We start from the raw sequence: 18,909 nt of genomic DNA on the forward strand, positions 1-18,909 counted from the left end.
TCTGAAGCTAATAGCAAATAGATTATTATGAGTATTAAAATCTTTCAAATATCTAGTGAAGTAAATAGTGGTTCTGTAGGGAGAATTGCTGAACATATTGGTGAAAAAGCAATTGAGAATGGCTGGGACAGTTATATTGCATATGCGAGAGATAATAATCCGAGTAAATCTAAAGTTATCCGCATTGGAGGTAAGGCTGACTTAATTATGCATGGTCTTTTAACAAGATTTACTGATCGTCATGGATTTGGATCTTCATCAGCTACAAAAAATCTGATAAAGATTATTAAAGAAATAAATCCGGATATAATTCAACTTCAGCATCTACATGGCTATTACATAAATATTGAAATATTATTTAAATTTTTAGTAGAATTCAACAAACCTGTAGTTTGGACTTTTCATGACTGTTGGTCTTTTACAGGACATTGTTCTTATTACGAGCTTGCTGAGTGTGATAAGTGGAAGAGTACCTGTAATCAATGTCCACAAACACAAGAATATCCAAAATCATATATAGATCAATCATTAAAGAATTTTGAAGATAAAAAACGAATTTTTAATTCCGTTGAAAACTTAACGATTGTTCCTGTTTCGAATTGGATTGAAGATCAGGTAAAGGAATCTTTTTTAAAAGAAGTTGAAATAAAAACTATTCATAATGGAATAGATATTGATAATTTTGCCCCACAAAATACAGTAAATATAAAAGAAAAGTTTAACTTATCAGATAAATTTGTAATATTGGGTGTGGCAAGCCCTTGGGGTGAAAGAAAGGGATTGAAGTATTTTGTTGAGCTGTCAAAAATGCTTTCAGAAGAATATCAAATAATGTTAATTGGCTTAAGTGAAGACCAAATTAAGAGTTTGCCAGCAGAGATAAAAGGGATAGAAAGAACTGAGAGCGTTAAAGAGCTGGCAGAGTTTTATTCAGCCGCAGATGTTTTCTTGAATCCTACTTTAGAAGAAGCTTTAGGCTTAACCAATATTGAAGCACAGGCTTGTGGAACTCCTGTTATTACTTTTAAATCAGGAGGCTCACCAGAAACTATAAATGATGAGACAGGAATTACAGTAGAAAAAGGAGATGTAGAAGGTTTGCATAATGCTATCAGAATAATTCGTGAAAATGGTAAAGCATTTTATGCAGACAAATGTAGAAAAAGGGCTGAGGAGTTTTTTAATAAAGATGATCGTTTTCAAGAATATCTGAATTTATATTATGACATATTAAAATTGAATTGACATGATTACAAAACTATTTACGGTACTTATTACAGTATTTCTTTTAGCATGTATAGGAAATGATAAAAAACAAAGCTTCATATCCTCAGAAGTAAAAAATATTCAGGCCAAACCTCAAATATTAATTTGTTCTGATAATAAATCAAAAACATTTGTAGATTTTATAAATCGTGAAAAAATACAATTTGTACAGTTTGTAAACGATGGGCAGTTTATTGATAGTAAAGTACCGTTTACTTTTAGCGAAGATTTACTTTTAAAAGAACTTCAAAGAGCTTATCCGGATCCCAAATCATCAGGTATTGCATATATTGATATAGAATATCCTTATACAGACTATCTTTTAAAAGAAAATATTACAAGTTCTAATTATAAAAAAAGTGTTAAGCTATTTTTGGACGTATTGAGTTTTGTAAAAAAAGAAAGACCAAATGTTAAATGGGGATATTATGGTATTCCGTTTACAACCTATTGGGGAAGAGATAAAAAATTTTATGACCAATATAAAAAAGTAGATGAGATAATTAAAAAAAGTGATATTCTTTTTCCTTCAATCTATATATTTTATAATAATGTGAGCTTTAATTTAGAAAATAAAGGTTATCTTAAAGAAAATACAGAAGAAATGCTGAGAATAGCAAGCTTATATAATAAAAAAGTTTATCCATTTGTAATGTCACGTTACCATCCTTCCAATAAGTCAATTGGTAATGAGCAAATAGATAATTCTGATTATAAAACATATATATCAACAATTGCTAAAGCAGAATATAAAAATAAACATATTGATGGACTGGTTCTATGGAATGCAGATGGTTATGCATACAGAGTTAATGAGCCTGTACTAAAAAAGGAACTTGAAAAAAATAAAATTGGTAATTTTGATGCTTTTTATGATCAATATATTATTGGTTTATTAAGCCTCATGAAAAAAGAAGTGGAATAACATACTTATGGAAATAAATAAAAATCTTCAAATCTGCACTAAGACAATAATGGATACCACAGATCCTAATATTGTGTTCAATGAAAAAGGAGAAAGTGATTATTATACAAATTATATAGAGCAAATTTTACCAAATTGGCATACCGACGAAAGAGGGCAAAAGGAGCTGGAACAAGTAGCAGAAAAGATCAGAAAAGATGGTAAAAACAGAGATTTTGACTGTATCATAGGATTAAGCGGAGGGCTGGATAGCTCGTATGCAGCTCATGTAGCAAAAGAAGTAATGGGTCTGCGTCCTTTAATCTTCCATGTTGATGCAGGTTGGAATACAGATAGAGCAGTAGGAAATATTGAAAAACTAGTTAATGGACTTAATTTAGACCTTTATACTGAAGTTATTAATTGGGAAGAAATGAAAGATCTACAGGTTGCATTTCTAAAAGCACAGGTTGCAGATCAAGATATGCCACAGGATATTGCATTTTTTTCAGGTCTCTATAAATTTGCCAAAAAAAATAAAATAAAATATGTACTAACAGGTGGAAATTACTCTACAGAATGCTGTAGAGAACCTGAGGAGTGGGGAGCATATCCGGGGATAGATAAAACATTAATTTTAGATATTCATAAAAAATTTGGAAAAAAAGAGCTTAAAACTTTTCCAATAGTGGATATTATGAGCTATAAACTCTATTACAAATATGTTTTAGGTATGGAAGTTTATAAACCATTAAACTGTTTACCATATAATAAAAAAGATGTTGAAAAGATGCTATTTGATAAATACGGATGGGAAAGCTTTCAACATAAGCATCATGAATCAAGATTTACAAGATTCTATGAAGATTATTGGATGCCAAGAAAATTTGGATATCAAAAAAGAAAAGCACATTTTTCCAGCTTGATTTTAACAGGACAGATGACAAGAGAAGAGGCATTAGACCGAGTTTCAAGACCTGAGCTTTCTGAAGAGTTTCTACTAAAAGAATTTGAATATGTAGCAAATAAATTAGATCTTACTACAGATGAACTTCAAAAATTATTTGAAGGAGAAAACAAAACATATCACGATTATAAAAATAAAAGATCCCTTATTGGTCTTGGAGCACAGACAATGAGGAAACTTGGACTTGAAAAAAGATTATTCAGATGATAACAATTATTGATTATGGAGTAGGAAATATCAATGCTTTTGTTAATGTTTATAAAAGAGTAGATATTCCCGTAAAAATTGCTAAGACAAAGGAAGATTTAGAGGGTGCACAAAAAATAATTCTTCCGGGTGTTGGTCATTTTGACCATGCGATGACTCAATTGAATAATTCGGGGATGAGAGATAAACTTGATCAATTAGTACTTGATGAAAATGTACCGGTCATCGGAATCTGTGTAGGAATGCAAATGATGGCAAACAGCAGTGATGAAGGAAAGGTTGAAGGGTTGAAGTGGATTGACGCTACTGTAAAAAAGATTGATGAAACAAAGATTAATCAGGTAACTAGGCTTCCACATATGGGATGGAACGATGTAAAGCCTGTAAAAGATATAGAATTATTTAAAGGATTAGAAAATAATTCTATTTTCTATTTTCTTCATACCTACTACTTTCATTGTAATAATAATGAAGATATTATGGCCATAACAGATTATGGTGGAGAGTTTGCATCTGCGGCACATCATAAAAATAGATATGGGATACAATTCCATCCTGAAAAAAGTCACCATTATGGTGAAATTTTGTTACATAATTTTGCAAAACTTTAAAAGAAAATGTTAAGGCCTAGAATTATACCAAGTCTTCTAATCCAGGATAGTGGACTTGTAAAGACTGTAAACTTTAAGAATCCAAAATACGTTGGAGATCCTATAAATGCCGTAAGAATATTTAATGAAAAAGAAGTAGATGAACTTGCAATTTTTGATATTGATGCCACGGCAAAAGGATTGGAGCCAAATTATAGCTTAATTGAAAGAATTGCCAATCAATCAAGAATGCCCCTTTGCTATGGAGGAGGTGTGAAAACCGTTGAACAAGCTCAAAGAATTTTTGGTCTTGGGATCGAAAAAATTGCACTTTCATCAGCAGTTCTTCAAAATCCACAATTAATTACACAAATTGCAGAAAGAGTAGGATCACAAAGTGTAATAGTGGTATTAGATGTAAAGAAAAAGCTTTTCGGAGGCTATGAGGTTTATACCCATAACGGAAAAAAGGCAACAGGAATTAATCCTGTTAAATTTGTTGAAGATGCACAAAAGTTGGGTGCTGGAGAAATTATTATAAACTCTATAGACCAGGATGGAGTGATGAAGGGGTATGATATGGCGTTAATAGAGAAAATTAGAGAGAAAATTTCCTTACCACTTACTGTTTTGGGAGGAGCCGGTTCTCTAGATCACGTTAAACAAGTAATAGATAAACACGGAATAATAGGAGTTGCTGCAGGAAGTTTATTCGTGTTTAAAGGGGTGTACAAAGCTGTTTTAATAAGTTACCCTACTTTTGAAGAAAAAGAAATATTAATACAAAAATAACTGAATGTGCGGCATTGCTGGAATAATATATAAAAATCAAACTTCGGTAGAAAAGGAAACTCTAAAGAAAATGACAGATAAAATGTCACATAGAGGGCCAGACTCCGAAGGTTTTTTCGTTAATTTAAATTTAGGTTTAGGACATAGAAGGCTCTCAATTATCGATACTAGTGAGTCAGCAAATCAGCCATTTTTTTTTGAAGATAAGCATGTATTGGTTTTTAATGGAGCCATTTATAATTATATAGAATTAAAAAAAGAACTGGAAGAAAAAGGATATACTTTTACGACTAGTTCTGATACAGAAGTTTTAATTGCAGCATATGATTATTGGGGGAAGAGTGTGTGCAAAAGTTTAATGGCATGTGGTCTTTCGTTATTTTTGACTCCAAAAAGAATAAATTATTCTGCTCAAGAGATCGATTTGGAATCAAGCCATTTTACTATTACACAGATAAAGATAAATTTATTTTTGCTTCCGAGATAAAACCTATTCTTGAAATAGAAAAAATTGAAAAAGTAAATGTTCAAATTTTATTGCAATACCTTATTGTTAATATGACAGGGCATTACAATGAAACATTTTTTGAAGGTATACTTAAGCTGCCAGCATCACATAACCTTATTTATGATTTAAATAACCATCAGTTTGAAATATATAAATATTATGAAATTGAGTTTAGAAAAGAAGTAAATGAACTGAGCCTTGATGAGTCTATTAAGCTTTTTGAACAAAGATTTGAAGAATCAGTAAGATTAAGATTACGGTCGGATGTGAAAATCGGAAGCGCATTAAGTGGCGGTCTGGATAGTCCTTATGTTACATCAATTGCCAATAAAATTATTGGCAAAGAAAATAATAATGGATTTACTGCCATTACAGTTGGTTCCTTAGATAAAAAGGATGACGAAAGCCAATTAGCTACAATTATTGCTGAAACTCTTAATATCAAGCATGATATTGTAACTCCTAAGTCTGATGAATTCAGAGATGATCTTGAAGACGTAATTTTTATGCATGAAGAACCTTTTGCCGACTTATCTGTTTTCATGCAAAATTTTTTGATGAAAGAAGCTAATAAACTGGGAATTAAGGTTTTTTTAGACGGTCAGGGAGCCGACGAAATTTTATTGGGTTATAGTAGATATACTGCTGCATTTTTAAAAAATCATGATTTAATATCAAATATTAAATTTTTGAGAAAGGTTAAAAGCCATTATGATCTTTCTATTTTGGAGGCAGCAAAAACATATTTTTATTTTTCTAACTATTATGTTAGAAAATTCAGATTAAAAAGAAGAGGTGCTCTTTTAAAGAAAGGTTATTTAAATATAATCAATTTTACAAAACTTAAAAAGTTAACAAGGTCGTATAAAAGAATTTTTGAGCTTCAAAAAAATGAAATTTTTTTCTTTTTATTACCGGATATTTTAAGAATCGAAGACAAAAACTCAATGCTTTTTTCTATTGAGTCTAGGCTTCCCTTTTTAGATTATAGTTTTGTGGAAACTGTATTATCAATAAATAATAATTACAAGATAAGAGATGGCTGGTCTAAATATATATTAAGAAGAAATCTTGAAAAATATGTACCGGATCAGATAACTTATAACAATAGAAAAATTGGATTGGCACCACCTGTTGAACATTGGTGGCCAAGATCTGAAAGTATATATGAAACTATTAATAGTTCTAAAATCATACAGGAAATTTCGAAAAAGAAATTTAATTTTATAGCAGATAGAGATTTAGAATGGAGGCTTTATAATATAGCGATCTGGGAAAAATTTTATAATATGAAATTAGAAAACTAAAAAACGCATATGCAGATTAAAGATAAAACACTACTTATAACAGGAGGAACAGGTTCATTTGGAACAGCTGTTTTAAGAAAGTTTATAAATACAGAACATTTTAAAGAGATTCGTATTTTTTCTCGTGACGAGAAGAAGCAGGATGATATGAGAAATCAGTTTAAAAGTGATAAACTGAAATTTTATATTGGAGATGTAAGAGATTATAATAGTGTAGAACCAGCAATGAGAGGAGTAGATTATGTCTTTCATGCTGCTGCTTTAAAACAAGTTCCATCTTGTGAATTTTTCCCTATGCAGGCTGTGAAAACTAATGTTGAAGGCACACAAAATGTCATCGATGCAGCTGGAAGAAATAAGGTGAAAAAAGTAATATGCTTAAGTACAGATAAAGCTGCATATCCTATCAATGCAATGGGAATTTCCAAGGCAATGATGGAAAAAGTAGCTGTTGCCGCTTCAAGAAATCTGGAGGAAACAGTAGTTTGTCTTACCAGATATGGTAACGTAATGGCTTCCAGAGGTTCTGTGATCCCATTATTTATTAAACAGATTAAAGCTGGTGGCGAAATTACGATCACAGATCCTAATATGACTCGTTTTTTAATGTCATTAGAAGAAGCTGTAGATTTAGTATTATTTGCATTTGAACACGGAAATCCTGGTGATCTATTTGTTAATAAAGCTCCTGCAGGTACAATTGGAGACTTAGCTCAGGCATTGAAAGAAATGTTTAAAGCCGATAATCCGATAAAAGTTATTGGGACAAGACATGGTGAAAAACTATATGAGACGTTATGTACTCGTGAAGAGATGTTAAAGGCAGAAGATATGGGAGATTTTTATAGAATTCCTGCTGATAACAGAGATTTAAACTATGCTCAATATTTTTCTGAAGGTATACAAGATATTTCAAAAATTGAAGATTATCACTCTCATAATACACAGCAACAAGATGTGGAAGGGATGAAAGACTTATTATTAAAACTTCCATTAATAAGAAAGGAAATTTTAGGTGAAGATGTAATGCAATATCCCGACTAAAAATATTTTTATGGAAATGCCCAAAATTATTGAAGGAGGAAAATATTCTGATGAAAGGGGAAGTCTTCTTTTTAATAATGATTTCAATCTATCAGAAATTAGAAGAATGTACTGTATTGAAAATGCAGATGTAGATTTTGTTAGAGGTTGGACAGGGCACCAAATAGAGCAACGCTGGTTTTCGGCATTGCAAGGAAGTTTTACAATTAAACTTATAAAAATAGACAATTGGGAAAACCCATCAAACAATTCTGAAATCTTGGATTTTGAACTTTCTTCTGAAAATTTAGATGTCTTACATGTTCCTAAAGGATTCGTAAGTGCAATTCAGTCTAAAGAAAAGGGGGCAAGACTATTAGTTATGGCAGATTATTTTTTGGGAGAGATAAACGATGATTTTCGCTTTCCTATAGATTATTTTGAAAATTTAAAATAATGAAGAAAATTGGAATTACCGGACAAAACGGATTTGTCGGGTCACATTTATACAATACTTTAGGTTTAAGACCTGAAGATTTTGAAAGAGTAGATTTTGAGAGATCTTTTTTTGATGATTCAGCAAAATTGGATGAATTTGTAAAGAAATGTGATGTAATTGTACATCTTGCAGCAATGAACCGTCATCCAGATCCTGAAGTTATTTTCAATAATAATATTAAGCTGGTTAAAAAACTGGTTGCTTCTCTGGAGAAAAAAAATTCTAAAGCTCACGTTCTTTTTTCATCTTCTTCACAGGAAGAAAAAGATAATCTATACGGAAAATCTAAAAAAGAAGGGCGCGAAATTTTTGCAGACTGGGCAAAAAAATCTGGCGGAAAGTTCACAGGAATGATTATTCCAAATGTTTTCGGACCGTTCGGAAAGCCTAATTATAATTCATTCGTTGCTACATTTTGCCATAAACTTACACATGGAGAAACTCCGGTGATCGATAATGATGGTGAAGTGAAACTTATTTATGTAGGAGAGCTGGTTCAGGAAATTATTAATCAAATAGAAACTGCTGAAACAAAAGATATTTATGAAGTTTCTTATACTTCGGTGAATAAAGTTTCTGAAGTTCTCAATAAATTAGAAAACTATAAAAAATTGTATTTCGATAATGGTGAAATTCCAGAATTGAATACAAAATTTGATCTTAATCTTTTCAATACTTTTCGTTGTTATTTTGAGATTAAAGACCACTATCCTGTAAAATTTACACAACACACAGATCCTAGAGGAGCTTTTGTTGAAGTCATAAGATTGGGAATTGGAGGACAATGCTCTTTCTCGACAACGGTTCCCGGAATTACGAGAGGAAACCATTTTCATACAAGAAAAATAGAAAGATTTGCTGTAATTAAAGGAAAAGCTTTGATACAATTAAGAAAAATAGATTCAGACGAAGTATTAGACTTTTATTTGGATGGCAATGAGCCTGCGTATGTAGATATGCCAATTTGGTATACTCACAACATTAAAAATATCGGAGAGGAAGAATTGTACACAATTTTCTGGATTAATGAGCCTTTTAATCCCGAAGACTCGGATACTTATTTTGTAGAAGTATAATTTTGATGGAAAGAATAAATCGTTTAAAATCCTCAATTGTTAATAAAAAGGAAACTTATTTCCTTTTTATTACTTTGTTTGGTTATATTCTTGCCTACATAGATCCTTTTGAATTAGAAGTATTGCCTCATTTTACTAACCTTTTATTAAGAGGAGGGATATTCATTTCTTCAATATATTTTATAGCTAAAAATTTTGAAATTGTAAAAGAAAGGAAATACGTCATTATATATTTTCTTTTATTCTATATATTTTATATAATCAAGGTAATTTATAGTTTTCAAAATTTTTACTTTATTCCAAAAACTTTTCAAGGGTTTAAAGAATCCTTTTACTACTTTGGTTTAATTGTAATTCCTTTACCTGTACTGGCACTTTTGAGCTTAAATTATCAAAAGGTTGATTTTAAAAAATTCTATAGAATAGTTTTCTATTTTTTCTTAATTATTTTAGGAATTAATTTGCTCTTTATAGGAAAGCCGAATGGTAACAGAAGTGGTATATTCAGGTCATATTATATTTTAACTGGGCATTATGGATTAAGTTTAGTGTTTATCAGCTTGTTTAGTTATTTATTTCTGAATAAAAATAAGAAAATATATTTATTAGGAATTGTATTGGGATGTGTACCTATGTTTGTATCTGCAGCAAGAAGTCCTGTTTTAACCTTTTTTCTAATTCTTTTGGTGTTTTTTATATTAATAAATAAAAGAAAGTATTGGTTTTATTTGTCTATTGGAGTAATTTTATCAATATTTTCACTTTTTGTGATTTATATAAATGGACTAGGAGATGATATTGTTTTTTTCAAAAGAATAAATGCTGCAATTTTTCAACAAAATGGTTCCGGAAGATCATATTATTTAAATAAAGGTATTGATATATTCATTAATAATCCTTGGTTCGGAGGGAGAGTACTTTTTGAAGATGGGACGTATCCTCACAATTTATTTGTGGATGTTCTTATGTCAACAGGGGTGTTAGGTATGATTCTATTTATTATTTATTTTAAATTTGTAATACAGAATTTTATAAAGATTTTAAAAAATATTTACAAGTATAAAGAAAGGGGGATTTTAGCTTTTTTTTTCTTTCAATATTTTATTTTAATTCAGACATCAGGAAATATATACTCATCATTTGAGTTTTGGTATTTTGGTGCTGCAATAATTGGTTTAGGATATATAAATTTAACAAATGAAGAAATTAAAAGTAGTAACAGTTGTGGGAACACGACCGGAAATTATTAGATTATCAAGGGTATTATCAGCTTTAGATGCCTCTGAAGCTGTTGAACATATTATCGTCCATACGGGACAAAACTATGATTACGAACTTAATCAGATCTTTTTTGAGGATTTAGGTTTACGTAAACCTGATTACTTTTTGGAAGCTGCAGGAAAAACGGCAACAGAAACGGTAGGAAATATTTTAATTAAAATAGATCCGCTTCTTGAAGAGCTGAAACCTGATGCTTTTTTGGTTTTAGGTGATACAAATTCTTGTCTTTGTGCAATTCCAGCTAAGAAAAGGCAAATTCCTATTTTCCATATGGAAGCAGGAAACAGATGTTTTGATCAAAGAGTTCCTGAAGAAACAAACCGTAAAATTGTAGATCATACCTCAGATGTTAATTTAACATATTCTGATATTGCCCGTGAATATCTATTGCGAGAAGGGCTTCCTGCAGACAGAATTATTAAAACAGGATCTCCTATGTTTGAGGTTTTAAATCATTATTTATCTCAAATTGAGAGTTCTGATGTTTTAAGCAGATTGAACTTGGAAGAAGGAAAATATTTTGTAGTTTCTTCACATAGAGAAGAAAATATTAATTCTGAAAAGAATTTTAATGGTTTAATGGAAAGCCTTAATGCTATTGCTGAAAAATTTGGATATCCTATTATTGTTTCTACTCACCCTAGAACAAGAAATATGATTGATAAGAAACAGATAGAAATGAGACCGGAAATTCAGTTTTTAAAACCACTTGGTTTCCATGATTATAACGCTCTTCAGATGAGAAGTTATGCTGTTTTATCTGATTCGGGAACAATTTCTGAAGAATCATCTGTTTTAAATTTCAGAGCGCTTAATATCAGAGATGCTCATGAAAGACCGGAAGCAATGGAAGAAGCATCTGTAATGATGGTAGGAATGTCACCGGAAAGAATTTTACAGGGATTGGTACAACTTCAACAACAAAAAGTAGGTAAAGAAAGAAATTACAGATCTGTAGCAGATTATTCGATGCCTAATGTTTCTGAAAAAGTAGTAAGAATCATTTTAAGTTATACAGATTATATTAATAGAGTAGTTTGGAGTAAGATATAAATATGAATGTATTATTCCTTACCTTAGTTAAAATTGAAACACTGCAACAACGCAGTATCTATCATGATTTGATGCGTGAGTTTTCTAACCACGGACATAATCTTTATATCGTTTCTCCTACAGAAAGACGCGAAAAACAAAAAAGTACAATAAAAACAGAAGGCAGTGCAAAGTTTTTAAATGTAAGAACACTTAATATTCAGAAAACGAATTTTATAGAAAAAGGATTATCCACAATATCCATAGAAAAACTGTTTCTAAGAGCTATTAAAAAGAAATTTTCTGATGTGAAATTTGATTTAATACTTTATTCTACGCCTCCTATTACTTTTACCAACCTTATCAAATATTTTAGGGAGAGAGATAATGCTAAAACGTATTTACTACTGAAGGATATTTTTCCTCAAAATGCTGTAGATATGAAGTTTATTTCTAAAAAAGGAATGATATATCGCTATTTTAGAAATAAAGAAAAAGATTTATATAATATTTCCGACAAGATAGGATGTATGTCTAAAGCAAATGCTGATTATGTTTTAAATCATAATCCGTACATTCCAAATAATAAAGTTGAAATTAATCCCAATTCAATTGAAATACAGCCATTCAATGACGTTTCAAATGAAGATGAAGAAAAAATTAAAGCTAAATATAAAATTCCTGACAATAGAAAAATATTCATTTACGGAGGAAGTCTTGGAAAACCTCAGGGAATTGAGTTTCTTTTACAAACTTTGGAAGCAAAGAAAAACGATGAAAGGTTGTTTTTTATCATAGTAGGTTCAGGAACTGAATATAATAAAATAGAAAACTGGGTTAATATTAATAATCCTCAAAATACTATTCTGCTATCAGCTTTGCCGAAGAGTGATTATGATTTACTGATAAGAGTTTGTAATGTAGGACTTATATTCTTACATAAAGATTTTACGATTCCGAATTATCCATCCAGATTACTTTCATATCTTGAATTTAAGATGCCTATAATTGCAGCTACAGATAATAATACTGATATAGGTACGGATATTATGAATAATGGTTGCGGAATTTCCGTTTATTCTGATGATATAAATCAAATGACAGAAGCTATTAATTCATTGATAGAAATGGCTCCTGAAAAGTTTGAAGAGATGAGACAGAAAAGTTGGGATTTCCTGGTAAATGATTTTAAAGTGGAAGATTCTTACCAAAAGATTATTAATATAAAATAGGATAAATAAAAATGTATCAAACTATTTTTAAACCGATTTTGGATGTTATTTTCGCTGCAGTAGGATTAATTATCTTAAGCCCGATTTTTTTAGTCGTTACAATCTGCCTGTTTTTTGCGAACGATGGTAAACCTTTTTTCTTTCAGAAAAGACCCGGAAAAAACGGAAAAATCTTTGAAATAATAAAATTCAAGACAATGAACGATAAAAAAGGGATTGATGGTAATCTTTTATCAGATGCTGAAAGACTTACATCTGTTGGTTCATTCGTTAGAAAAACATCTTTGGATGAAATTCCACAGCTTATTAATGTTCTAAAAGGAGATATGTCATTTATAGGACCAAGACCTCTTTTGGTTCAGTATTTGCCAATATATAATGCTTTTCAAGGAAGAAGACATGAAGTGAAACCTGGAATAACCGGTTGGGCGCAGGTAAATGGAAGAAATGCCATTTCATGGAAAAAAAAGTTTGAATTTGATGTTTGGTATGTGGATAACCTCTCTTTTTTATTAGATGTGAAAATCTTTTTCCTTACAATAAAAAAAGTTTTTATAAGAGAAGGTATAGCACAGGAGGGGCAAGCAACAATGGAAATGTTTACAAAAGAAGGAAATGAATAATATACTTATAACATCTGCAGGACAAAGAGTTTCTTTAGTTCGTGCTTTTCAGAAAGAAATTAGAAAAGTAGATAAAACTGGAAAAGTTTTTACAGTAGATTTAAATCCAATACTGGCGCCTGCTTGTCATGTTTCAGATGGATCTAAAGAAATTTGCAGAGTTACAGATGCAGATTATATTTCCAAACTATTAGAAATTTGTAAAAATTGGGAAATAAAGATTATTATTCCAACAATTGATACCGAACTTATTGTTTTAGCTGAAAACAGAGAACTTCTTTTACAAAATGGGATCATTCCGATTATCTCTTCGGAAGATTTTATTACAAAATGCAGAGATAAGCGAATTATCAATGAGTTTTTTCAAGAAAACAACATAGATATTCCTCAGGAAGTTGATAAAGAAAATGTTACTTTTCCTATGTTCATTAAACCTTATGACGGTTCATTAAGCAAAGATACATTCCTGATAAGAGAGGCTTCAGAATTAACGGAATATCATTTTCAGAACCCTAAACTTATGTTTATGGAGTATATTGATCATGATGTTTATGATGAATACACGGTAGATACTTACTATGATAAAAATGGTGAGTTAAAATGTATAGTTCCTCGTAAACGTATATTTATAAGAGCCGGTGAAGTTAATAAAGGAGTAACTTCCAAAAACGAAATAATAAATTATGTTAAAGATAATTTATCTAAAATTGAAGGAGCTGTAGGATGTCTTACAATGCAGTTTTTCTTTCATCCAATAGAAAAAAGAATTATTGCAATTGAGATAAATTCACGATTCGGAGGAGGATATCCGCTAAGCTATCTGGCTGGAGCAAACTATCCCGAGTGGATCATAAAAGAATATATATTTAATGAAGAAATTCCTTATTTTGAAGATTGGGAAGATAATTTATTAATGTTAAGATATGACGATGAAGTTTTAGTTCATAATTATGAAGAATAAATATATTATTTTTGATCTTGATGATACTTTAATGTATGAAATAGACTATCTGGAATCTGCTTACCTAAGAATAGCGAGTATGTTGGATGAAAATAATTCGGGGCAGTTATTTGAAAAAATGATTACTTCTTATAAAGACAAACAAGATACTTTTAGTCTTTTAGAAACTGAATATACGGTTAGTAAGCATGAACTTTTAGATATCTACAGAAATCATTATCCGCTTCTTAAAGTAAATGAAGATGTTAATTTTGTTTTAGATTATATCAAAAACAAGAATTATAAGCTGGGATTGATAACCGATGGAAGATCAGTAACACAGCGAAATAAGCTTAAAGCTTTAAATATAGAATCTCTGTTTGACGAAATTATTATTTCTGAAGAGTTTGGAAGCACCAAACCAAATGAAAATAATTATAAAGTATTCATGACGGATACTAATATGGACTATTTTTATATAGGAGATAATCCAAAGAAAGATTTTATCACACCAAATAAGTTGGGATGGCAAACTATAGCATTAAAAGATAGAGGAAGAAACATCCATCAGCAAAATTTTGATGAATCTTTAGAGCATAAACCTCATTTTATAATAGATAATCTAAGAGAATTGATCAATTATATAAGTTAATAATCAACAATATATCACTAAGTAAAAATCACTATAATGTCTGAGAAAATCTGGTTATCCTCTCCTCACATGGGAGGCAATGAATTAAAATATATAAATGAAGCTTTCAAAGAAAATTGGGTAGCTCCATTAGGACCTAACGTAGATGGGTTCGAAAAAGATTTAGAACTTTTTTTAAATAAAGATGTAAATGTTGCTGTTTTATCTGCGGGTACGGCGGCTATTCATTTGGCTTTAATAGAATGTGGAGTTGAGCATGGTGATGAGGTTATATGCCAGTCAATGACATTCTCTGCTTCTGCAAATCCGATTTCGTATTGTGGTGCAACCCCTGTATTTATTGATAGCGAATCAGATACATGGAATATGTGTCCAAAAGCTTTAAAAGAAGCTATTGAAGATAGAATTAAGAATGGTAAAAAGCCAAAAGCAATAATTGTAGTTCATTTGTATGGAATGCCTGCTAAAATGGACGAGATAGTTTCTATTGCTAATGAATATCAAATTGATCTTATTGAAGATGCCGCAGAAGCTTTGGGTTCAAAATATAAAGACCAGTCTTGTGGTACTTTTGGTCGTTTTGGAATTCTAAGTTTTAACGGAAATAAGATTATCACGACTTCTGGAGGTGGCGCATTAGTTTGTCACACAAAGGATGATAAAGATAAAACTGTGTTTTTGTCTACTCAGGCCAGAGACAATGCTCCTCATTATCAACACTCACATATTGGTTTCAATTACAGAATGAGCAATATTGTAGCAGGTATTGGAAGAGGACAAATGGAGGTATTACAAGATCGAGTAGATGCAAGAAGAGCAATGCATGATTTTTATGTGAATATCTTTGAAAAAATTGATGGAGTAGAAGTTTTTTCTGAACCGAATTCTGATTTTTATTCAAATCATTGGCTTTCTTCTATCATAATTGATCCGGCTATTGTTGGTAAAACAAGAGAGGATTTAAGATTAGCATTTTTAGAAGATAATATAGAATCAAGACCATTATGGAAACCTATGCATATGCAGCCAATTTTTGCTGATGCGCCTTATTATGGAACCAATGTTTCCGAAAAATTATTTGAGGATGGACTTTGCTTACCTTCAGGATCTAACCTTTCTGATGAAGAAAGGGAAAGAATTGCTAATGTTATCAGTAAGTTTTTTTAAGCTTTAGTTTTATTATCAATGAATCATTATAAAAATTGGAAGGTCATTTTTGATTTTATTTTTTCAATCATTTTGATTATTTTGATGATGCCTTTGTTCATTGTTTTATTTATTATAATTAGTATTGATACAAAGTCAAATGGGATTTTCTGTCAAAAAAGAGTAGGCCAGTATGGTAAACTTTTTACAATTTATAAATTTAAAACAATTAATGAAAAAACTAAAAAAAGCTCGTATTTAGGTCTATTATTGAGGAAAACTAAGCTTGACGAACTTCCTCAATTATTCAATATTATTAAAGGAGAAATGAGTTTTGTAGGCCCTCGTCCGGATATTGAAGGATATTATGATAAGCTTCAAGGAAATGACTGGGAAGTGTTACAACTAAAACCTGGAGTGACTTCTGAAGCAAGTATAAAATATAGTAATGAAGAATTTTTATTAAAATCTCAGAAAAATCCTATGTTATATAATGATGAAGTTATATTTCCAGATAAAGTAAGAATGAATTTAAATTATTTGGAAAAAATGTCTTTTTCCGAAGATTTAAGGATCATTTTGAAAACAATTTTCAAAATAATAAAATAAATTTGCAGATCGCTTTTAAAGCTATATTTAAATCTATGAAAATAAAAGAAACACCACTTAAAGATTGTTATATAATAGAGCCTACTATTTTTGAAGATGATAGAGGCTATTTCTTTGAGAAATTTAATGAAAAGAAGTTTGAAGAACTAACCTCAATGAACGGGCATTTCGTTCAGGATAATATTTCTAAATCTTCTTATGGAGTTTTAAGAGGGTTACACCTACAGAAAGGAGAACATGCTCAGGCTAAACTCGTTTCATGTTTGGAAGGTAAAGTTTGGGATATAGCTGTTGATTTGAGAGAAGATTCTCCAACATTTGGCAAATGGTTCGGTATAGAACTTACCGAAGAAAATAAGCTTCAATTATATATACCAAGAGGATTCGGACATGGTTTTTCAGTAATAAGTGAAACGGCTGTGTTTGCTTATAAATGTGATAATTTTTATAATAAAGAATCCGAAGGAAGTGTAAAATTTGATGATCCAGAGCTTAATATTGATTGGAAAGTTGATCCAAATGGTATGATTCTTTCAGAGAAAGATCAAAATTCACTAGGCTTTAAAGATAAAAACTTTTAAATAGCATATTGAGAATCACTTTATTAAAGTGGTTCTCTTTTTTTAATTCATACTCTTCAATATTTCGTATCTTTGCAAACTCAAAATCAAAAAGATGCGTACAAAATCCATAGGTAAGAAGAAAATTAACATCGTCACACTCGGCTGTTCAAAGAATGTATATGACTCTGAAGTGTTGATGAGCCAGCTGAAAGCCAATGGAAAAGATGTGGTGCATGAAGACAAAGGTGATATCGTTGTTATCAATACCTGCGGATTTATAGATAATGCAAAGGAAGAATCTATCAATACAATTCTTGAATATGTAGAGGCTAAAAACAGAGGTGAAGTTGAAAAAGTTTTTGTTACAGGTTGTCTTTCTGAAAGATATAAGCCGGATTTGATTAAAGAAATCCCTGATGTAGACCAATACTTCGGAACAAGAGATCTTCCTATTTTATTGAAACATTTAGGCGCAGATTATAAGCATGAGTTGGTTGGAGAGCGATTAACAACTACTCCAAGACATTATGCTTATTTAAAAATATCTGAAGGTTGCGACAGACCATGTTCTTTTTGTGCGATCCCTTTAATGCGTGGTGGTCATACTTCTACGCCGATTGAGAAATTAGTTTCTGAAGCTCAGAAATTAGCAAAAAAAGGAACTAAAGAATTAATTCTAATAGCTCAGGATCTTACCTATTACGGTTTAGATATCTATAAAAAACGTGCCCTTGGAGATTTATTAAAAGAACTTGTAAAAGTAGAAGGAGTAGAGTGGATTCGTCTTCATTATGCTTTCCCAAGCGGTTTTCCTGAAGATGTTTTAGATATCATCAGAGAAGAACCAAAAGTTTGTAATTATATAGATATTCCGCTTCAGCACATCAATTCAGATTTATTGAAATCGATGAAGAGAGGTACTACTCATGAAAAGACGGATGCACTTCTTGCTAAATTCAGAGAGAAAGTTCCTGATATGGCAATTAGAACAACTTTAATCGTTGGGTATCCCGGAGAAACTGAAGAAAGATTTCAGGAAATGAAGGAGTGGGTAAGAGAACAAAAGTTTGACAGATTGGGTTGTTTTACATATTCTCATGAGGAAAATACTACGGCTTATGTTTTGGAGGATGATATTCCTCAGGAAGTAAAAGAAGCTAGGGTAGAAGAAATCATGGAATTACAATCTCAAATTTCTTGGGAAAAGAATCAGGAGAAGATTGGAAAAGTTTTCAAATGTGTATTCGATAGAAAAGAAGGAAACTATTTTATAGGAAGAACAGAATATGATTCTCCTGATGTAGACAATACAGTGTTGGTTTCTGCGGACAATACTTATATTTCTATTGGCGAATTTGCTGAGGTTAAGATCACTTCTGCCGAAGAATTCGACTTGTATGGAGAGTTGGTTTAAAATATCTCATTTATTAGTGAATTTTCAATATATAATTCATTGATAGTATTATATCTCTAAATATATTTTAAACATTAATAAAATTTAACACATTTTATTGTATTTTAATATTGCAAGTAACTGTTTGATCTTTAGTGTTTTATATTTTCATCAAGATGGATTTGTAAAACTTTTTATATCAGACTATTGCAGTTAAATAATAAAGTACTAACTTTGCGGTATGAATAGATTTTTATAATGCTATTTACTGAACGTTAGATATTTAAAACTAAATCGAA

At 30.7% G+C, this 18,909-nt stretch carries 18 protein-coding genes and 1 pseudogene; all 19 read left to right on the top strand.

The window, feature by feature from the left end; genetic code table 11:
- Positions 1-27 precede the first annotated feature (27 nt).
- The 19 genes and pseudogenes from A0O34_RS13995 to rimO all read left to right on the top strand — a co-directional run bounded on the left by A0O34_RS13995 (position 28) and on the right by rimO (position 18,631).
- Positions 28-1,245, top strand: coding sequence for a glycosyltransferase (locus A0O34_RS13995; protein WP_228394295.1), 1,218 nt, complete (start codon positions 28-30; stop codon positions 1,243-1,245).
- 1 nt (position 1,246) lies between these two features.
- The gene (locus A0O34_RS14000) at positions 1,247-2,191 is read left to right on the top strand and encodes a hypothetical protein (RefSeq protein ID WP_066755558.1); all 945 of its coding nucleotides are present in this window, start codon (positions 1,247-1,249) and stop codon (positions 2,189-2,191) included.
- 7 nt (positions 2,192-2,198) lie between these two features.
- Positions 2,199-3,344: an N-acetyl sugar amidotransferase gene (locus A0O34_RS14005; RefSeq protein ID WP_066755560.1), complete on the top strand. Its 1,146-nt coding sequence runs from the start codon at positions 2,199-2,201 to the stop codon at positions 3,342-3,344.
- The gene (gene hisH / locus A0O34_RS14010; RefSeq protein WP_066755563.1) at positions 3,341-3,955 is read left to right on the top strand and encodes an imidazole glycerol phosphate synthase subunit HisH; all 615 of its coding nucleotides are present in this window, start codon (positions 3,341-3,343) and stop codon (positions 3,953-3,955) included. The genes A0O34_RS14005 and hisH overlap by 4 nt, the downstream gene beginning before the upstream one ends.
- Before the next feature lie 6 nt (positions 3,956-3,961).
- Complete coding sequence (locus A0O34_RS14015) at positions 3,962-4,726, top strand: AglZ/HisF2 family acetamidino modification protein (protein ID WP_066755566.1); 765 nt, start codon at positions 3,962-3,964, stop codon at positions 4,724-4,726.
- An 82-nt stretch (positions 4,727-4,808) separates the two neighbouring features.
- A pseudogene (asnB, locus tag A0O34_RS14025) lies at positions 4,809-6,541 on the top strand (asparagine synthase (glutamine-hydrolyzing)).
- Positions 6,542-6,550: 9 nt separating this feature from the next.
- Positions 6,551-7,585 carry a polysaccharide biosynthesis protein gene (locus A0O34_RS14030; RefSeq protein ID WP_066755575.1) on the top strand — a complete coding sequence of 345 codons (1,035 nt, stop codon included), beginning with the start codon at positions 6,551-6,553 and terminating at the stop codon, positions 7,583-7,585.
- A 10-nt stretch (positions 7,586-7,595) separates the two neighbouring features.
- On the top strand, positions 7,596-8,021 hold the full coding sequence (locus A0O34_RS14035; RefSeq protein ID WP_066755577.1) for a WxcM-like domain-containing protein: 426 nt from the start codon (positions 7,596-7,598) through the stop codon (positions 8,019-8,021).
- A complete protein-coding gene (locus tag A0O34_RS14040) occupies positions 8,021-9,139 on the top strand; it encodes a polysaccharide biosynthesis C-terminal domain-containing protein (RefSeq protein WP_066755580.1) in 1,119 nt (372 codons plus the stop codon). Before A0O34_RS14035 ends, A0O34_RS14040 begins: the two co-directional genes overlap by 1 nt.
- A gap of 5 nt (positions 9,140-9,144) precedes the next feature.
- Positions 9,145-10,389 carry an O-antigen ligase family protein gene (locus tag A0O34_RS14045; protein WP_066755583.1) on the top strand — a complete coding sequence of 415 codons (1,245 nt, stop codon included), beginning with the start codon at positions 9,145-9,147 and terminating at the stop codon, positions 10,387-10,389.
- Positions 10,337-11,473, top strand: a complete 1,137-nt coding sequence (wecB, locus tag A0O34_RS14050) for a non-hydrolyzing UDP-N-acetylglucosamine 2-epimerase (protein WP_066755586.1) — start codon at positions 10,337-10,339, stop codon at positions 11,471-11,473. Before A0O34_RS14045 ends, wecB begins: the two co-directional genes overlap by 53 nt.
- A 2-nt stretch (positions 11,474-11,475) precedes the next feature.
- Positions 11,476-12,684, top strand: a complete 1,209-nt coding sequence (locus A0O34_RS14055; protein WP_066755589.1) for a glycosyltransferase family 4 protein — start codon at positions 11,476-11,478, stop codon at positions 12,682-12,684.
- 11 nt (positions 12,685-12,695) lie between these two features.
- Complete coding sequence (locus A0O34_RS14060; RefSeq protein ID WP_066755593.1) at positions 12,696-13,307, top strand: sugar transferase; 612 nt, start codon at positions 12,696-12,698, stop codon at positions 13,305-13,307.
- Complete coding sequence (locus A0O34_RS14065) at positions 13,300-14,268, top strand: ATP-grasp domain-containing protein (protein ID WP_066755596.1); 969 nt, start codon at positions 13,300-13,302, stop codon at positions 14,266-14,268. Before A0O34_RS14060 ends, A0O34_RS14065 begins: the two co-directional genes overlap by 8 nt.
- A complete protein-coding gene (locus A0O34_RS14070) occupies positions 14,258-14,899 on the top strand; it encodes an HAD family hydrolase (protein ID WP_066755599.1) in 642 nt (213 codons plus the stop codon). Before A0O34_RS14065 ends, A0O34_RS14070 begins: the two co-directional genes overlap by 11 nt.
- A gap of 36 nt (positions 14,900-14,935) precedes the next feature.
- The gene (locus A0O34_RS14075) at positions 14,936-16,066 is read left to right on the top strand and encodes an aminotransferase class I/II-fold pyridoxal phosphate-dependent enzyme (protein WP_066755601.1); all 1,131 of its coding nucleotides are present in this window, start codon (positions 14,936-14,938) and stop codon (positions 16,064-16,066) included.
- An 18-nt stretch (positions 16,067-16,084) separates the two neighbouring features.
- A complete protein-coding gene (locus tag A0O34_RS14080) occupies positions 16,085-16,654 on the top strand; it encodes a sugar transferase (protein ID WP_066755603.1) in 570 nt (189 codons plus the stop codon).
- A 35-nt stretch (positions 16,655-16,689) separates the two neighbouring features.
- Positions 16,690-17,235 carry a dTDP-4-dehydrorhamnose 3,5-epimerase gene (rfbC, locus tag A0O34_RS14085; protein ID WP_066755606.1) on the top strand — a complete coding sequence of 182 codons (546 nt, stop codon included), beginning with the start codon at positions 16,690-16,692 and terminating at the stop codon, positions 17,233-17,235.
- Between the two features lie 94 nt (positions 17,236-17,329).
- On the top strand, positions 17,330-18,631 hold the full coding sequence (gene rimO, locus A0O34_RS14090) for a 30S ribosomal protein S12 methylthiotransferase RimO (protein ID WP_066755609.1): 1,302 nt from the start codon (positions 17,330-17,332) through the stop codon (positions 18,629-18,631).
- The last annotated feature ends 278 nt before the right edge of the window (positions 18,632-18,909 follow it).

Origin of the sequence: Chryseobacterium glaciei, from assembly GCF_001648155.1 — a bacterium.
In the GTDB taxonomy this organism is placed as follows: Bacteria; Bacteroidota; Bacteroidia; order Flavobacteriales; family Weeksellaceae; genus Chryseobacterium; species Chryseobacterium glaciei.

Excerpts from the sequence above, each read along its gene's own strand:
- A0O34_RS13995 (WP_228394295.1), top strand. The coding sequence starts at position 28 with ATGAGTATTAAAATCTTTCAAATATCTAGTGAAGTAAATAGTGGTTCT.
- A0O34_RS14000 (WP_066755558.1), top strand. The coding sequence starts at position 1,247 with ATGATTACAAAACTATTTACGGTACTTATTACAGTATTTCTTTTAGCA.
- A0O34_RS14005 (WP_066755560.1), top strand. The coding sequence starts at position 2,199 with ATGGAAATAAATAAAAATCTTCAAATCTGCACTAAGACAATAATGGAT.
- hisH (WP_066755563.1), top strand. The coding sequence starts at position 3,341 with ATGATAACAATTATTGATTATGGAGTAGGAAATATCAATGCTTTTGTT.
- A0O34_RS14015 (WP_066755566.1), top strand. The coding sequence starts at position 3,962 with ATGTTAAGGCCTAGAATTATACCAAGTCTTCTAATCCAGGATAGTGGA.
- A0O34_RS14030 (WP_066755575.1), top strand. The coding sequence starts at position 6,551 with ATGCAGATTAAAGATAAAACACTACTTATAACAGGAGGAACAGGTTCA.
- A0O34_RS14035 (WP_066755577.1), top strand. The coding sequence starts at position 7,596 with ATGGAAATGCCCAAAATTATTGAAGGAGGAAAATATTCTGATGAAAGG.
- A0O34_RS14040 (WP_066755580.1), top strand. The coding sequence starts at position 8,021 with ATGAAGAAAATTGGAATTACCGGACAAAACGGATTTGTCGGGTCACAT.
- A0O34_RS14045 (WP_066755583.1), top strand. The coding sequence starts at position 9,145 with ATGGAAAGAATAAATCGTTTAAAATCCTCAATTGTTAATAAAAAGGAA.
- wecB (WP_066755586.1), top strand. The coding sequence starts at position 10,337 with ATGAAGAAATTAAAAGTAGTAACAGTTGTGGGAACACGACCGGAAATT.
- A0O34_RS14055 (WP_066755589.1), top strand. The coding sequence starts at position 11,476 with ATGAATGTATTATTCCTTACCTTAGTTAAAATTGAAACACTGCAACAA.
- A0O34_RS14060 (WP_066755593.1), top strand. The coding sequence starts at position 12,696 with ATGTATCAAACTATTTTTAAACCGATTTTGGATGTTATTTTCGCTGCA.
- A0O34_RS14065 (WP_066755596.1), top strand. The coding sequence starts at position 13,300 with ATGAATAATATACTTATAACATCTGCAGGACAAAGAGTTTCTTTAGTT.
- A0O34_RS14070 (WP_066755599.1), top strand. The coding sequence starts at position 14,258 with ATGAAGAATAAATATATTATTTTTGATCTTGATGATACTTTAATGTAT.
- A0O34_RS14075 (WP_066755601.1), top strand. The coding sequence starts at position 14,936 with ATGTCTGAGAAAATCTGGTTATCCTCTCCTCACATGGGAGGCAATGAA.
- A0O34_RS14080 (WP_066755603.1), top strand. The coding sequence starts at position 16,085 with ATGAATCATTATAAAAATTGGAAGGTCATTTTTGATTTTATTTTTTCA.
- rfbC (WP_066755606.1), top strand. The coding sequence starts at position 16,690 with ATGAAAATAAAAGAAACACCACTTAAAGATTGTTATATAATAGAGCCT.
- rimO (WP_066755609.1), top strand. The coding sequence starts at position 17,330 with ATGCGTACAAAATCCATAGGTAAGAAGAAAATTAACATCGTCACACTC.